Raw genomic sequence first — 14597 nt, forward strand, 5'->3', positions numbered from 1 at the left:
TCTTGTAACAAATCGTCATCCGGGGGACGCACCCCGGACACATCCCGGTGCCACCGTTCGAAGCGTGGCCCGGGAGCTCGACTGCCCTCGCTGGACCCGGCCGGGGCCCGGCGAGCGGCGACAGACTCCTCCCGCCTGCTCCCGGGCCACCGCTCCGCTGTTACCCTCCCGGTGGGAAGGTCCGCGGAAAGGCAGGAGGCTTGGAACCCATGGAACAGCTCAGCCGTCCCTCGCTGGAGGAGGGCACCATCCAGGTCCTGCTCGTCGAGGATGACGAGCGGCTGGCGCGGCTCACCGCCCGCTACCTGCAGGAGCACGGCCTCGTGGTGACGCTGGCGCACAGCGGCTCCGACGCGCTCGTCGAGTCCAACCGCCACGTGTTCGACGTCATCCTCCTGGACCTGATGCTCCCCGGCCGCGATGGCCTGGAGGTGTGCCGGGATTTGCGAGGCCGCACCGACGTCCCCATCATCATGGTCACCGCGCGCGGCGAGGAGGCCGACCGCGTGCTCGGCCTGGAGACGGGCGCGGACGACTACCTGGCCAAGCCCTACTCCTCGCGGGAGCTGCTCGCCCGCATCCGCGCCCAGGTGCGCCGCGCCCGGGGCAAGGCGGGGCCTTCCTCCCAGCCCGTGCAGGCCGGACGGTTGATGATGGACCCGCGCAGCCTGCGCGCCACGCTCGACGGCCGCGCGCTGCACCTCACCACCTACGAGTTCAGCCTGCTGCGCGTGCTGGCCGAGCGCGCCGGCCGCGTGCTCAGCCGCGAGCAGCTGCTGGATCTGGTGAAGGGCAGCGCGGACGAGGTGTTCGACCGCTCGGTGGACGTGCACATCTTCCGCCTGCGCCAGAAGCTGGAGGTGGACCCTCGCAACCCCCTGTTGCTGAAGACGGTGCGCGGCGCCGGCTACATGCTCGCGACCGGAGAGGAGTCGTGAGTCGTCGTCCGCGCACTCCCGGCCGCCTGCTGTTCCGCATCTACCTGGTGGGAATCGCCCAGCTCGTGCTCGTCGTCGCCACGCTGTTCGCGGCGCGCTCGTTCGTCGTCGACAAGCCGCTGCGGCACGGCTTCATCCGTCACGCCGCGTACAACATCCGCGAGTGGGAGGAGCTGCTCGGAGACCCGGTGGCGCTCCAGGCCTCGCTGGACCGCGCCGCGCGGCTGCTCGAGGCGAAGGTGACGCTGCGAGACGCGTCCGGTCGGCTCATCGCCACCAACACCTCCGCGCCCTCGCCCGAGCTCACCCCCGTGGAGCTGGACGAGCTGACCCTGCACGGCGAGCGGCTGTCGCGCGGCCGTCCGCCTCACTCGCTCACGCTGCCGATTCCGGAGGAGGGGCCGCTGGAGGCATACGCCACCATCATCACCCGGCCCCCCGAGCCGCCGCCCGGGAACACCGCGCTGGTGGTGTGCGCGGTGCTGCTGTCCACGGCCATCACCTCGCTGGCCTTCGCGCGCACGCTGGCCCGTCCGCTCCAGCGGCTCGCCGAGGTGGCGCGCGCGCTGGGCGAGGGGAAGCTGGACACGCGCACCGGCATCCGGCGTCGCGATGAGCTGGGGCAGGTGGCGGAGGCCTTCGACGAGATGGCCTGTCGGCTCACCCACCTCTTGCGCTCGCAGAAGGAGCTGCTGGCCAACGTGTCGCACGAGCTGCGCACGCCGCTGGCGCGCATCCGCGTGGCCCTGGACCTGGCGGAGGAGGGCAACGCGGAGACCGCGCGCGAGATGCTCTCCGACATCACCAGTGACCTGGCCGAGCTGGAGCAGCTGGTGGATGACGTGCTCACCGCGGCGCGGCTGGACCTGGCCACGGGGAACGCGGGCGTGGGCGCGCCGCCGCTGCGCCAGGAGCAGGTGGAGGTCCAGAGCCTGGTGGACAAGGCCGCCTCGCGCTTCCGCACCGCGCGGCCGGGCCGGGTGCTGGAGGTGAGCGTGGAGGGCTCGCTGCCGCCCGTGGAGGTGGACCCGGTGCTGCTGCGCCGCGCGCTGGACAACCTGCTCGACAACGCGGGCAAGTACTCGGAGCCGAAGAGCCCGGTGCGGCTGCGAGCCCAGGCCGCCGGGACGCCGGACACGCTCTCGCTGGAGGTGGCGGACGAGGGCATCGGCATCGAGTCGGAGGACCTGCTGCGCGTGGGCACCCCCTTCTTCCGCACGGACCGCAGCCGCGCCCGGCGCACCGGAGGCATCGGCATGGGCCTGGCGCTGGCCCGACGCATCGTCGATGCACACGGCGGCACGCTGACGCTGGAGAGCCAGCCGGGCGTGGGCACCACGGCGCGCATCCTGTTGCCCCTGCCTCCGTCGGAGCTGACTACAGGCCGACGTGAAACGTCGTCACCGCCCGGGCATCGTCGTGGCGCGTGAGCGTCACCCGGGCCGTGGGCGCGCCGCTGTGCTGGAAGGCGAACGTGAGCAGGCCCCGCATGAAGTGCGGCGGATCCGCCCGGCGGCGGGGGTGGTCGAGGAACTCCCGCACCGGGTACAGGCTCAGCTCCCAGCCCCCGTCGTCGCCCGTCGGCGTCACCGAGGCGTCGAGGAAGTTGTTGATGGAGCGCAGCGAGCGCGCGAGCCGCAGCAACATCTTCTCCGGGCCCACTACCTGGGCGAAGTCCTGCAGCGCCGTGCCCAGCCGCGCCTGGATGAACGCCTGCCCGAAGCGCAGGCCCAGCTCGTACTCGGCCTCCTCGCGCTCCAGGTGGGGCAGGGTGGTGGCGGCCAGCAACTGGATGCTCTGCGGCCACACCGCGCAGGGGTAGGCCGTGTGCAGGGGCCGCAGCGCGAAGATGCCCTGCCGCTCCAGCGCCTTCTGCGTGAGCTCCGTCAACGGGGCCGCCGCCGACAGCAGCGTCTCCAGCGCATATCCGAACACCACGGGCTCGCGCCCGGGGGCCCGCGTCAATGCCAGCGCCATGTCTGCTACCTCCATGTGGGGATGAAGGACGTCCATCCAGGTTGGAGCAGCAGACTGCCCGGCCCGGCTGTCCCGGGCGTTGCGCGGGTGTGAAGAAAGGTTAACGCCCGGAGCCCGGGGGCCCGCCCAGGGTGAAGCGGGAGGCCAGCTCCTGGAGCCGTCCCGCCCGGGCCCGCAGGTCCTCCACCGAGCGGGCGATGCGCTCCACCCCCGACACGGACTCGGCCGAGCGCTCCGACAGCGCCTGGATGCGCTCGGCGATGGCCTCACCGGAGGAGGACTGACGCGCGTTCTGCTCCGCCAGCGCCTCCACGCGCTCGCCCAGCTCCTTCACGCCGGACAACAGCCGCGCCAGCGCCTGCGCCGCGGCGGACGACAGGCCCATGCCCTCGTCCACCTTCGACGTGCCCCGGCGCATCAGCTCCACCGCCGCGGTGGTGTCCGCCTCGTGCTTCGTCAGGAGCACCTGCACCTGGTCCGCCGCCTCGTGCGTGCGCTCCGCCAGCTTGCGCACCTCGCCGGCGACCACCGAGAAGCCCTTGCCGTGCTGGCCCGCGCGCACCGCCTCGATGGCGGTGTTCACCGCGAGCATGCGCGTCTCGTCCGCCACCGCCTGGATGAGCTGGAGCATCCGCGACGTCGCGCGGCCGGAGGCCTGCAGCTCCTCCACCGTGCGCGCCGAGCGCTCCACCACGTCGACAATCTCCACCATCTTCCGCGACGCCTGGTCCACCGCGGCGCCGCCCTCGCGCGCCACCTGCCCGTGGCTCGACGCCGAGCGCGCCGCCACCCGCGCGTCCGCCGCGCCCAGCGAGACATGACGGCTCATCTCCTGGACGGCGCTGGCCGCGCGCTCCAGGGACTCCGCCTGCTCGCGCGTCGTGCGCGACAGCCCGTCCGCCGAGACACGGATGCGCTCCGCGTCCGCCGCCGTGTCACCCGCCGCCCGCGTCAGCGCGCCCACCACCTCGCCCAGCCCCGTCACCATGGTGTTGAACGCGCCGGTGAGCTGGCCCACCTCGTCCTCCGTCCGCGCCTCCACGCGCACGGACAGGTCTCCGCGCGCCACCTGGTGCGCCGCCAGCGCGAGCGCGCGCACGGGCCTCACCACGCGCCGCGAGACGTACACCCCCGCCAGCGCCGCCAGCACCAGCGCCCCGCCCACGGCGATGAGGATGCGCTGGCGCACCGCCGCCACCTCCCGGTCGATGTCCTCCACGTACACGCCCGTGCCCAGCACCCAGCCCCACGGCTCGAAGAGCTTCACATAGCTCTCCTTCGGGATGGGGTCCGGCGAGCCCGGCCGCGTCGCCTCGTAGCCCAGCGCGCCCTCGCCCCGCGCGCGCACCAGCGCGACGATGTCCGAGAACACCGCCCGCCCGCGCACGTCGCGGTAGCCCTTCATGTCCTGCCCCACCATCTTCGGCAGGTGCGGGTGCATGACCAGCCGCGTGTCCAGGTCGTTGACCCAGAAGTACTCCACCTGCGAGTAGCGCAGCGTCGACAGCAGCACGGACGCCTGCCGCTGGGCCTCGTCGCGCGTCAGCGTGCCCTCGCGCTCGCGCGCCTCGTACACCCGGAGGATTCCGTACGCCGTCTCCACCGCCTGCCGCAGGCCGCGCACCCGGTCCGCGTGCAGCTGCGCGCGCAGCTGGGGCAACACGTAGCCCAGGATGGCGACGAGCAGCGGCAGGGCGACCACGCCCATCGCCACACAGAGCTTCACCAGCAGGTTGCGCCGTCCGAGCGCCATCGGCGCGCAAGACTAGTCCTCCCGCCCTCGGCGCGCGCGACTCCCACGGTCGTCCCCCCGTCGATTGCCACCGGTGGTCCCAGGTCTCATCGTCCCCGGCGCACGCCGTGTGTGGCAGGGCGAGCGTCGCGGCCCGCCTGCCTGCCCCGGTCCGCCGCCACACGCGGGCGATGACGGGGCGACGCGTCCGACAGGGGATACAACCTTGCGGGGTGGCCCTGGCGGCAGGACTCCCAGGCACCGTAGGAAAATCGACGCCCGACGTCTCAGGTCGTCCCCTCCCAGGGGCTCTCCCCCCGACTTCGGGGTGCCGGGTTGAGCGTGGAAGACAGCTCTTCCGTCGAGAGAAAGGGGCGGGTAGCGAGGTACTCGGAACCCCGAAAGTCTCCCTCTACAGCGGTGACCCGCTGGGTGAACAACCTGAGGCTGACCCGACAAGTTCTGTCTGTCTGCCTCTATACGTCCTATGCCAGCGGCCAAACGTTTCGGGTCGGTAAGGCATGGACAAGAAACTGGCAACCACCATCGGAGCGGGAGCAAGAGCCGCGCGGTCCCGGCTGGAGCTCACCCAGGCTGACGTGGCCGAGCGCATCGACGTGGCCACGGAGGTGTATGGGCGACTGGAGCGCGGCGGCATGCTTCCCAGCGTGCAGACGCTGCTGAAGCTGTGTCACGAGCTGCATGTCTCCGCGGACGAGCTGTTGGGGCTCGCGTCGCAGGGCGTGCAGCCCTCGCGCGTCAGCGAGTCGTCGTCGTCCCCACCCGAGCGGCCCGAGGTGCGCCGCCTGCTTCGCACCGTGCGTCAGCTCGAGGCCCCCCACGTGAAGCTCCTGGGGCTGGTGGCCAACGCCCTGGGCCGGCGCTGAAGCGCCCCGCCCGAAGCAGTGAAGGGCGCCGGCCCGCGCCCACCCCCGCCTCCCTCACAGATTGGACAGCAGGCGATCCAGCTCGTCGGGCTTCACCGGCTTGACGATGTGCAGGTCGAACCCCGCCTCGAGCGCGCGGTCATGTCCCTCCGGCCCGCCGTAGCCGGTAATCGCCACCAGGCGGATGTCGCGGCCGATGCGCATGCGCAGCTCCCGCGCCACCCGGTAGCCGTCCAGCCCCGGCAGGCCGATGTCCACCAGCGCCAGCTCCGGCGGCTTCCTCACCGCCAGCTCCACGCCCTGCAGGCCGTCCGGCGCCACCTCGACGTCGTGGCCCCACAGCTCCAACAGCTCGCGCATGGCCTGGCGCGCGTCCGGGTTGTCCTCCACCAGCAGGATGCGCCGGCCCCCGCGCGACACCGTGTTGACGGGCGGCGCCAGCGACACCTCGTGCACGTGCAGGAGCGGCAGCCGCACCACGAACTCGGCGCCCAGGCCGGGGCCGGGGCTCACCGCCTGCACCTGTCCGCCGTGCAGGTGCACCAGCTGGCGCACCAGCGTGAGGCCGATGCCCAGGCCCCCGCGCGTGCGCTCCAGCGAGGTGTCCGCCTGCGCGAACAAATCGAAGATGCGCGGCAGCACGTCCGGAGGGATGCCGATGCCCGTGTCGCGCACGCGCACCACCGCCTGCGCCGTGCCGTCCACGCCCTCCTTCTCCACGCGCAGCGAGATGTGCCCGCTGTCGGTGTACTTGGCCGCGTTGTCGAGCAGGTTGGTGAAGACCTGCTCCAGCCGCGTGGCGTCGCCGCTGATGAGCAGCGGCCCCTCCGGCAGCGACACCTCCAGCCCCAGCCCGCGCGCCTCGGTGATGGGGCGGATGACCTGCACCACCTGCAAGAGCACCGCGCGCAAATCCAGCCGGCCCGAGCGCAGCTCCACCTTGCCGCGGGTGATCCGGCTCACGTCCAGCAAGTCATCCACCAGCCGCGCCAGGTGGTTCGTCTGGCGGTGGATGATGCCGCGCATCCGCGCTTCCTTCGTGTCGTCCGTCGGCTTGCGCTCCAGGATGCCGATGGCCGTCATGATGGCGGCGAGCGGGTTGCGCAGCTCGTGCGCGAGCATGGCCAGGAACTCGTCCTTGCGCCGGTCCATCTCCGCCAGCTCGTCCGCGCGCCGGCGCGCCGCCTGCTCCGCGTGCCGCAGCCGCAAGAGCGAGCGCACCGTGGCGATGAGCTCCGAGGACTCGAAGGGCTGGGTGAGGTACGCGTCCGCGCCGCCGTCCAGGCCGCGGGCCTTCTTGTCGGACGTGACGAAGGTGGCGGACGTGTGCATCACCGCGATGGCGGCGGTGTCCGGGTTGGCGCGCAGCCGCGCGCAGACCTCGTAGCCGCTGATGTCCGGCAGCTTCACGTCGAGGACGACGACGTCCGGGCGGTGCTGCTCGGCCATGAGCAGCGCGGACATGCCGGTGGCCGCCTCGATGACGTGGTAGCCCGCCATCTCGAGGATGCGGTTGACCAGGTATCGGTTGGCGTCGTCGTCGTTGACGTTGAGGACGGTGGCCAGTCGAGGTTCAACCACGGCGCCCCTCCTGTGGGATGTGAGAGCCCAGCCCCGCCTTGGCCAGCGCGTCGCGGATGCGACCGATGGCCACCTCGCGGCTGAGCGTGTGCTTGGAGAGGATGGCCGCCGTCTCGTTCGCCAGCCGCACCCGCTCGTCCTCGCGCAGCTCGTGCGAGGTGTGGAGGATGACCGGAATCTCCCGCGTGCGCGGGTCCCCCTTCAGCTCGTCCAGCACGTCGAAGGCGGTGATGTCCGGCAGCACGAAGTCCAGGAAGATGAGCTGCGGCACCTGCTCGCGCGCCAGCCGCACGCCGTCCTTGCCGCCCGCGGCCTCCAGCAGCACGTAGGGCGTGTCCTTGAGCAGCTGCTTGAGCAGGTAGCGGTGCACGTCGTCGTCGTCGATGATGAGCACCCGCTCCACCGGCCCGCTGCGCGCCAGCTCCTGGAGCTTCTTCTGCAGGCGGACCTCGTCCACCGGCTTGAGCCAGAACTCGTCCGCGCCCAGGGCGCGCGCCTTCTGCTCGCGGTCCGTCACCGTCACCACGAGGATGGGGATGTCACGGGTGGCCTCGCCGTTCTTCATCTCCGCCAGGAAGTTCCAGCTCGTCTCGCCCTCCAGCATCACGTCCAGCACCATGGCGGCGGGCCGCACGCGCTGGAGCACCCGGCGCGCGTCGTCCGTGCTGCGCACCGGCAGCACCTGGAAGCCCGAGCGGGCCAGGTACTTCTCGTAGAGGAACAGGGTCTGCCGGTCGTCCTCCAGCACCAGCACCGGCGCGCGGCTGGTGTCCAGGTGCTGGCTGCGCTCGGACAGCCCCGCCATCTCCGACACTTCCATGTGCACGCGCGGCAGGGTGATGGTGAAGGTGGAGCCCTCGCCGGGCGCGCTCTGCAGCGTGAGCGTGCCGCCCAAGAGCTCCACCAGCCGGCGCGCCAGCGGCAGGCCCAGGCCCGTGCCCTTCACCTTGCGCTGCAGGTGGCTGTCGAGCTGGGTGAACTCCTCGAAGATGCGCTCGTGGTCCTCCGGCGCGATGCCGATGCCCGTGTCCTTCACGGTGAAGACCACCGTGTCGCGCGGGCCCGGCGCCGCGCTCACCGTGACGTGGCCGGCCTCGGTGAACTTCAGCGCGTTGGACACCAGGTTGCGCAAGACCTGGCTCAGCCGCGTCTCGTCCGTCTCCAGCTCCAGCGGCGTCTGGGGCTCCACCAGGCGCAGGTCCACGGGCGAGCCCGGCGGCAGCATGGGCTTCATCATGCCGCGCAGCGCGCTGAGCAGGTCGTGCACCACGAAGCGGCTGTGGCGCAGCGTCGTCTTGCCCGCCTCCACCTTGGACAAATCGAGCAGGTCGTTGACCAGCTCGAAGAGCGACTCGGCGGAGTTGCGGATGAACTGGACCTGCTTCTCCTGCTCGGAGGACAGCGGCCCGTTGATGGGGTTGAGCAGCACCTTGGACAGGCCGAGGATGGAGTGCAGCGGCGTGCGGAACTCGTGGCTGACGTTGGCGACGACGCGGCTCTTGATTTCGGCGGCGCGGTGCAGGCCCTCCGCCTTCTCGTCCAGGGCCGCGTGCAGGCTCCTCACGCCGCGGTTGGACTCCTCCAGCTCGCGGTTGAGCCGCATCAGTTCGTCCGCGCGGCGCTTGAGCTCGCGGCGCTGGGTCTCCGCCTCGCGATGCAGCGCGGACAGCTCGCTCATCGTCGTGCTCACCTGCTCCAGCGCGTTGCCGTAGTCCTCCGGCACCAGGCTGCCCACCAGCAGCACGCCGCCCTCGTGCGGGCGCGCGCGGAAGGCGAACGTGGTGGGCGTCTGGCCGCGGCACAGGATGAGCTCCCAGCCGTCCACTCGCTCGTCGCGCGCTTGGATCAACAGCCGGTCCACCTTGTCCTCGGTGCCCTGGGCCGCCAGGGCCCGCAGCGTCTTGCCCGGGACGGCCTCCAGCACGCCCTGGGCGCGCGCGTCCACCCAGGTGAGCACGCCCTCCGCGTCGCACATCATCGCGACCTCGCGGCTCAGCTCGTCCACGGGGGGGCTCTTGTCGGGAGCGGAGAGTCTCATGAGCGGGTCTCCTCCCACGAAACGCCCGCGGTGGCGAGCAGCGCGCGCGCCTGCGGATGCCGGCCTCCCAGCACCGCCTTCAACATCCCCAGCACGGTGGGGAAGGCGAGCAGCCCGAAGCCCCGCCGGGGCCAGAAGCCCACATACCAGCGCACGTGGTCCGCCATCAGCTCGGGCTTGTCCGCGTCCAGCGCGTCCGCCAGATATGAAAGCTGGAGTCTCAGCTCTTCCTCCAATCGGGGGCGGTCCTCCTGGGTGAGGTAGAGGGCCAGCCGGGCAGTGGCGGCACGGGACAGCTCCGCCGCGTCGTCTTGCAGGGTGCGTGAGGGACCTTCCGGGTAGCGCAAGGCTTCCCGGGCGGCGCGCACATGCTCGTACGGCTCGGTGCCGGGGCCCCACCCCTCGGCCTCCAGCGCGGAGGCCAGCCCGGCGAAGTTCGCGTCGAGATGGAAGGTGGACATTCCCCGCGACACCAGCAAGGTGCGCAGCCAGCGCGCATAGCCCTCCATCACCGAGGGGCGCTGCTCGTCGAGGGATTGCACAAGGTAGCGCACATGGAAGCGCGCATCCTCGTCGCCGAAGCGGCGCGCGCGCTCGGGGCCGTAGCGCGCTTCCCAGAAGGGGTCTTGATACATCGGTTCGACGGAGGCCTGGGCGATGGCGTCAGCGCGCGCAGCCAACTGGCGACTGGGTTTCTCCATGCGTTTTCCTCAAACTCCCAGCGTGCGGCACGCGGACGAGACGAGCTCGCGCGCGTCCTTGCCGTGGAAGGTCACGTCGAGCTCCTTCTCCAGGCCGGGGGCCCATCGGAAGGCGTGTCCGCCGACGGCGATGGGAAGGTGGGGGGCGACTTCTCTGGCGGCTTCCACCGCGCGGCGCAGCGCGGGCAGGTGGTACGACATCGTGACGGACAAGGCGAGCAGGTGCGGCGTCTGCTCGCGCAGCATGCGCGCCAGGTGCTCGGGCGGGACGTTGGCGCCCAGGAAGCGCACGTCGAAGCCCGCCATCTCCAGGAAGTCACTGGCCATGCGCGCGCCGACTTCGTGCAGCTCCCCCTCCACGCACGACACCATGACGACCTTGCCGTTGGGCGGGTCGCGGGGCAGGTGGCGGTAGAGGTGGGCCAGGGCGAGCTGGGAGACGGCGGTGGCCAGGTGCTCCTGGGCCACGGAGATGACGTTCTCCTGCCACATCCGGCCAATCTCGTACTGGGCCTGCTGGATGACCTCCAGGTGGATGAGCTGCAGGGGGATGCCCCGCAGCAGACCGTCATCCACCAGCAGGCGCAGGGCTTCCTGTCGGTTGCCCGCGAGCTGCGCCGCCAGGTAGCGCGTCCTGAGCTGGGTGAGGGCGTCTTCGGTCACAGGGGGCGCGAGCTGCCGGGGGCGTCGAGTTTCGGAAAGTAGTGACGGGAACCTGCCTCGATACAGTCGAGTACACGCGGGCGGGGGTGTTTTCATCGACAACCTGACACTGAACGCTCGGGAAGACGAGCGCTCGTGAAGCCGCCCGCCCTGTAGATTTTGCAGGTGGCGCGGGCCCATCGGGCTTCGCCGGCGGGGGGAATCGGGATAGGGAAACCGGAGCGCGAAGAGGCCGGTGACACTTTCGCAAGGCACTGGTGTTCCCTTTCGCGGAACGAGGGAGGCGCGACGCCGGTGTCTATCGATGTGGAGGCCTACTACCGCCGCTACGGCCCCCAGGTGCTCCGGCGCTGCCGCTTCCTCCTGCGTGACGAGGAGAAGGCCGTGGACGCCATGCACGACGTGTTCGTGCAGCTCTTGCGCTACCAGGGGGCGCTGAAGGACGCCGCTCCCTCCAGCCTGCTGCACCGCATCTCCACCACCGTGTGCCTCAACCGCCTGCGCGGCGCCCGGCGCCGCCCGGAGGACCGCGAGGACGAGCTGGTGCTGCAGATCGCCTCCGCGGACGACACCGAGTCGCGCGCGAGCGCGCGGGGCATGCTGGACCGGCTGTTCGGACGGGTGCCCGCGTCCAGCCGCGACATCGCGGTGCTGCACCTGGTGGATGGGATGACGCTGGAGGAGACGGCGCGCGAGGTGGGCCTGTCCGTGTCCGGTGTGCGCAAGCGCCTGCGCGCGCTGACGTCCGTGTTGCAGGAGCTCGAGCTGGAGGCCGCATGACTTCCCCCCAACGCACCCCGGACTGGCTGCTGGAGCGAATCCTGCTGGGCGAGCTCCCCCCGGAGGAGCTGGCCGCCGCGCGCGCGCGGCTGGAGTCGGAGCCGGAGGGCCTGGCGCGCCTGGCCGCGCTGGAGGCCGACACGCGCGCCACTTTGGAGCGGCTGCCCGCCGAGCGCGTGACCCGCGAGGTGGATGCGCGATTTCGCCGGGGCGCCGAGCGTCGTGCGACTCGTCCCGCGTGGCTGACGCCCGCGATGGGGCTGGTGCCGGTGCTGGCGGCGCTCGCGCTGTTCATGGTGGTGAAGCCCGCGTCCCGGCCCTCGGACGGCGTGGAGGCGCCGGTGGCGGGGTGGGACACGGAGACCACGCGCTCCAAGGGCCTGAAGCCGAAGCTGGAGGTGCACCGCCAGCGGGGGCAGGCGGACGAGGCGCTCCAGGACGGCGCGCGCGCGGCGCCGGGAGACGTGGTGCAGCTGGCGTACGTGGCGGCGGGTCGGGCGCACGGCGTCATCCTCTCCGTGGACGGGCGGGGCGCCGTCACGCTGCACGCGCCGGAGCACGGGGCCCGGGCCGCGGCGTTGTCCCCCTCCGGCACACAGCGGCTGCCGGGGGCCTACGAGCTGGATGACGCGCCAGGCTTCGAGCGCTTCTTCCTGGTGACGTCCGACGCGCCCTTCGAGGTGGAACCCGTGGTGGAGGCGGCCCGGCGACTGGCGGCGTCGGCCGGGGCCGACACCGCGTCGCTCATGTTGCCCGAGGGCTTGACGCAGGTGTCCTTCACCCTTCAAAAGAAGGAGTGATGAAACCCCGAGCCCTTCTCGCACTGTGGCTGTGGGCGGGGGCGGCGGTCGCCGATGTCAGGGCGGCGCGCCCCCTCGCGATGGAGGAGGGTGAAGGTGCGTTCGCGCAGTCGGCGGACCCGGGCCCCGAGCCCGAGCGTCGCGGGCTGCGCAAGGGCAACGTCCACATGGAGCTGTGGTCGAGCGACATCCAGCTCGCCAACCTCGCGGTGAAGCTGGGCGGTGGCCCCTTCTACCTGACGCTGCTGGCGGGCATCGAGCCGGGCAGCCGCGACGAGGCCCGCTTCAACTTCGGCCTGGGCGTGGGCGGGCACATCGTGCTGTCGCACCGCTTCTGGCTGGACCTGGACGTGACGGGCGGCGCGGTGCAGCCGGTGCAGAAGCCGCTCGAGGGCGACGGCGGCAACGTGCTGGGCCAGCTGCGCCTGATGCTGGGCGTCCAGGTGATGCCGCGCTTCGCGGTGTTCGTCGGCCCCACGTACAACGCGTGGCTCGTGTGGGGACAGCCGGACTTCGCGTCGGTGACGCGCATGTCCGTGCGCGAGAGCCACCCGAAGGCCGACAAGCGCTTGCAGCACTGGCCCGGCCTCCAGCTGGGACTGCACTTCTAGTCGGGCTACTCCACCTTGCTGGCGCGCAGCACCGTGGCGTCGCCCGCGGGGCCCGCCTTGGCGCGCGTCTCCAGCGTGGCGCGGATGCGCAGCCCGCCGCTGGTGGTCTGCTGCATGAGCGACTCCATCTGCTGCTCGTTGCCGCCCGTCACCGCCGTCAGGTCCAGCTCGTGGACGGGAATCGCGTCCATGCCCGGCTTGTCCGCCAGCACCGCGTTGTACGAGGGGCACGGCGGCGCGATGCACCGGATGCCGCTGTCCGTGACGATGTAGACGGCGCTCTCACCCGGCTTGGCCTCGCCGCCGTTGGCGTTGGAGGGGGGCGGGGCGACAGGGGTGCCGCTGCGGTCATTGTCGGGGGCGGCGTTCTCCGCGGCCGGGCGGGTGTCGCCCGGGGGGGGCGTACCCGGCTCGCCCGTGGCCGACGACGAGGAGGCGGACGGCTTGCTGCAGCCGGCGGCGAAGCCCAGCGCGAGGGCGGCGAGCAACAGCGGGCGGACGTTCATGGGAAGGCTCCGGAAGGCGGGAAGGCACCCAGTGTCCATCGCCCCCGGCGATTGGGCCAGTCTCCCGTTCACCCGGCTGACTGGCGGTCAATTGGACTGCCCGTGGCTGAATGCCCGTACAGGGCGGGTAGGGTGGCTGATGTGCTTCAGTTGACGTCCTGGCGCTCGTGTCCAGAGTGCTTCTGGCGCGTTGACCCGCCTGGACTCACGGGCTACATCGACCGCCTGATCGGCTCCCTCTGGGGGGCCGGGATTCAAGGACGACCTCCGATGGAATTCCGCATCGCCGCCGACGAGCTGAAGAAGGCCCTCTACCGCGCCCAGGGCATCGTGGAGCGCAAGACGACGATGCCCATCCTGGCCAACGTGCTCGTCAACGCGACGAAGGGCGGCATCACCGTCACCGCGTTCGACCTGGACATCGGCATCGTGTCCGAGCACCCCGCCGAGGTCATCAAGACGGGCGCCGTCACGCTGAGCGCCAAGTACGTCTTCGACATCGTGCAGAACCTGCCGGACGCGCAGGTGACGCTCAAGAAGCTGGCGAACAACTACGTGGACATCGCCAGCGGCTCCGCCCACTTCAAGATTGTCGGCATGGCGGCGGAGGAGTACCCGAAGCTGCCCAAGGAGGAGAATGCCCCGCTGGTTCAGGTGGGCGGCAACACCCTCCTGGAGATGATCAAGAAGACCCAGTTCGCCATCTCCAGCGACGAGACGCGCTACATCCTGAACGGCGTCTTCTTCGAGCCGCAGGCCAGCGGCAAGGTCCGCATGGTGGCCACGGACGGTCACCGGCTGTCGCTCATCGAGCGGGAGCTGACGGGGGACTTCAAGCTCAAGAGCGGCGTCATCATCCCGCGCAAGGGGTTGATGGAGTTGAAGCGCCTGTTGGACGAGGCGCCGGACGCGGAGTGCCACCTGGGGTTCGCGGAGAACTCGGCGCTCTTCAAGAAGCCGGGCCTGACGATGGTGATGCGGCTCATCGACGGGCAGTTCCCGGAGTACCAGCGGGTGATTCCGAAGGAGGGGGAGAAGGTCGTCCTCGTTCCCAAGGTGCGGCTCCTGGAGGGGCTCAAGCGCATCGCGCTGTTGTCCGCGGACAAGAGCAACGCGGTGCGAATCGGGCTGGCGGAGAACAAGCTCATCATCACCGCGAGCAACCCGGACCTGGGCGAGGCGCGCGACGAGGTGGAGCTGGCGTACCAGGGCAAGGACATCACGGTGGGCTTCAACGCGCGCTACCTGATGGACGTGCTCGCGGTGACGGACACGGACGAGGTGAGCTTCGAGCTGGGTGACGAGCACAGCCCGGGCGTGCTGCACGCGCCGGGGGACCGCACGTTCACCGCGGTGGTCATGCCGATGCGCGTCTGAGTCGGC

Annotated in this window: 14 protein-coding genes; 7 read left to right on the forward strand and 7 right to left on the reverse strand. The window is 71.2% G+C overall.

Going from position 1 to position 14597, the window contains the following annotated elements; genetic code table 11:
• Nucleotides 1-209 precede the first annotated feature (209 nt).
• Together K8625_RS05985 and K8625_RS05990 are read left to right on the forward strand one after the other, a co-directional pair.
• Nucleotides 210-938 carry a response regulator transcription factor gene (locus K8625_RS05985; RefSeq protein ID WP_141327998.1) on the forward strand — a complete coding sequence of 243 codons (729 nt, stop codon included), beginning with the start codon at nt 210-212 and terminating at the stop codon, nt 936-938.
• Nucleotides 935-2368: a HAMP domain-containing sensor histidine kinase gene (locus tag K8625_RS05990; protein WP_223782121.1), complete on the forward strand. Its 1434-nt coding sequence runs from the start codon at nt 935-937 to the stop codon at nt 2366-2368. The genes K8625_RS05985 and K8625_RS05990 overlap by 4 nt, the downstream gene beginning before the upstream one ends.
• Here the strand turns inward: K8625_RS05990 and K8625_RS05995 are convergent.
• Together K8625_RS05995 and K8625_RS06000 are read right to left on the reverse strand one after the other, a co-directional pair.
• Nucleotides 2316-2915, reverse strand: a complete 600-nt coding sequence (locus K8625_RS05995; protein ID WP_223751952.1) for a DUF2378 family protein — start codon at nt 2913-2915, stop codon at nt 2316-2318. The two genes, K8625_RS05990 and K8625_RS05995, sit on opposite strands and share 53 nt — an antisense overlap.
• Nucleotides 2916-3015: 100 nt before the next feature.
• Complete coding sequence (locus K8625_RS06000) at nt 3016-4668, reverse strand: methyl-accepting chemotaxis protein (protein ID WP_223782122.1); 1653 nt, start codon at nt 4666-4668, stop codon at nt 3016-3018.
• A 500-nt stretch (nt 4669-5168) separates the two neighbouring features.
• On the opposite strand from K8625_RS06000, the gene K8625_RS06005 reads away from it, so the two are divergent.
• Nucleotides 5169-5534 (forward strand): helix-turn-helix transcriptional regulator, encoded by a 366-nt coding sequence (locus K8625_RS06005; RefSeq protein WP_223751950.1) that lies wholly within the window; start codon nt 5169-5171, stop codon nt 5532-5534.
• Nucleotides 5535-5588: 54 nt separating this feature from the next.
• Here the strand turns inward: K8625_RS06005 and K8625_RS06010 are convergent, their stop codons facing one another.
• From K8625_RS06010 to K8625_RS06025, 4 genes are read right to left on the reverse strand one after another with little or no spacing between them, the layout of a single operon-like run.
• Nucleotides 5589-7115: a response regulator gene (locus tag K8625_RS06010; protein WP_223751949.1), complete on the reverse strand. Its 1527-nt coding sequence runs from the start codon at nt 7113-7115 to the stop codon at nt 5589-5591.
• On the reverse strand, nt 7108-9153 hold the full coding sequence (locus tag K8625_RS06015; RefSeq protein WP_223782123.1) for a hybrid sensor histidine kinase/response regulator: 2046 nt from the start codon (nt 9151-9153) through the stop codon (nt 7108-7110). Before K8625_RS06015 ends, K8625_RS06010 begins: the two co-directional genes overlap by 8 nt.
• The gene (locus tag K8625_RS06020) at nt 9150-9854 is read right to left on the reverse strand and encodes a hypothetical protein (RefSeq protein ID WP_141327985.1); all 705 of its coding nucleotides are present in this window, start codon (nt 9852-9854) and stop codon (nt 9150-9152) included. Before K8625_RS06020 ends, K8625_RS06015 begins: the two co-directional genes overlap by 4 nt.
• A 9-nt stretch (nt 9855-9863) precedes the next feature.
• Complete coding sequence (locus K8625_RS06025; protein WP_223751947.1) at nt 9864-10517, reverse strand: B12-binding domain-containing protein; 654 nt, start codon at nt 10515-10517, stop codon at nt 9864-9866.
• A gap of 294 nt (nt 10518-10811) precedes the next feature.
• On the opposite strand from K8625_RS06025, the gene K8625_RS06030 reads away from it, so the two are divergent.
• The 3 genes from K8625_RS06030 to K8625_RS06040 are packed head-to-tail and all read left to right on the forward strand — an operon-like array spanning nt 10812 to nt 12708.
• Nucleotides 10812-11297, forward strand: coding sequence for an RNA polymerase sigma factor (locus tag K8625_RS06030; RefSeq protein ID WP_046710437.1), 486 nt, complete (start codon nt 10812-10814; stop codon nt 11295-11297).
• On the forward strand, nt 11294-12097 hold the full coding sequence (locus K8625_RS06035) for an ActD-like protein (RefSeq protein ID WP_223782124.1): 804 nt from the start codon (nt 11294-11296) through the stop codon (nt 12095-12097). Before K8625_RS06030 ends, K8625_RS06035 begins: the two co-directional genes overlap by 4 nt.
• Nucleotides 12097-12708 carry a peptidase gene (locus K8625_RS06040; protein ID WP_223751945.1) on the forward strand — a complete coding sequence of 204 codons (612 nt, stop codon included), beginning with the start codon at nt 12097-12099 and terminating at the stop codon, nt 12706-12708. Before K8625_RS06035 ends, K8625_RS06040 begins: the two co-directional genes overlap by 1 nt.
• A gap of 5 nt (nt 12709-12713) precedes the next feature.
• Here the strand turns inward: K8625_RS06040 and K8625_RS06045 are convergent, their stop codons facing one another.
• Nucleotides 12714-13214, reverse strand: coding sequence for a DUF6748 domain-containing protein (locus K8625_RS06045; protein WP_223782125.1), 501 nt, complete (start codon nt 13212-13214; stop codon nt 12714-12716).
• Nucleotides 13215-13484: 270 nt separating this feature from the next.
• Here K8625_RS06045 and dnaN point away from each other — a divergent pair, with 270 nt between their 5' ends.
• Entirely contained in the window at nt 13485-14591 is a 1107-nt protein-coding gene (dnaN, locus tag K8625_RS06050) for a DNA polymerase III subunit beta (RefSeq protein WP_074948321.1), read from the forward strand.
• Nucleotides 14592-14597 lie beyond the last annotated feature (6 nt).

Origin of the sequence: Myxococcus sp. AS-1-15 (genome assembly GCF_020037055.1) — a bacterium.
Classification (GTDB): Bacteria; Myxococcota; Myxococcia; order Myxococcales; family Myxococcaceae; genus Myxococcus; species Myxococcus fulvus.

What these genes read in the sequence shown, in the direction of transcription:
- K8625_RS06020 (WP_141327985.1), bottom strand. Translation starts at nt 9,854, where the DNA reads ATGGAGAAACCCAGTCGCCAGTTGGCTGCGCGCGCTGACGCCATCGCC.
- K8625_RS05995 (WP_223751952.1), bottom strand. Translation starts at nt 2,915, where the DNA reads ATGGCGCTGGCATTGACGCGGGCCCCCGGGCGCGAGCCCGTGGTGTTC.
- K8625_RS06045 (WP_223782125.1), bottom strand. Translation starts at nt 13,214, where the DNA reads ATGAACGTCCGCCCGCTGTTGCTCGCCGCCCTCGCGCTGGGCTTCGCC.
- K8625_RS06015 (WP_223782123.1), bottom strand. Translation starts at nt 9,153, where the DNA reads ATGAGACTCTCCGCTCCCGACAAGAGCCCCCCCGTGGACGAGCTGAGC.
- dnaN (WP_074948321.1), top strand. Translation starts at nt 13,485, where the DNA reads ATGGAATTCCGCATCGCCGCCGACGAGCTGAAGAAGGCCCTCTACCGC.
- K8625_RS06000 (WP_223782122.1), bottom strand. Translation starts at nt 4,668, where the DNA reads ATGGCGCTCGGACGGCGCAACCTGCTGGTGAAGCTCTGTGTGGCGATG.
- K8625_RS05985 (WP_141327998.1), top strand. Translation starts at nt 210, where the DNA reads ATGGAACAGCTCAGCCGTCCCTCGCTGGAGGAGGGCACCATCCAGGTC.
- K8625_RS06035 (WP_223782124.1), top strand. Translation starts at nt 11,294, where the DNA reads ATGACTTCCCCCCAACGCACCCCGGACTGGCTGCTGGAGCGAATCCTG.
- K8625_RS06040 (WP_223751945.1), top strand. Translation starts at nt 12,097, where the DNA reads ATGAAACCCCGAGCCCTTCTCGCACTGTGGCTGTGGGCGGGGGCGGCG.
- K8625_RS06005 (WP_223751950.1), top strand. Translation starts at nt 5,169, where the DNA reads ATGGACAAGAAACTGGCAACCACCATCGGAGCGGGAGCAAGAGCCGCG.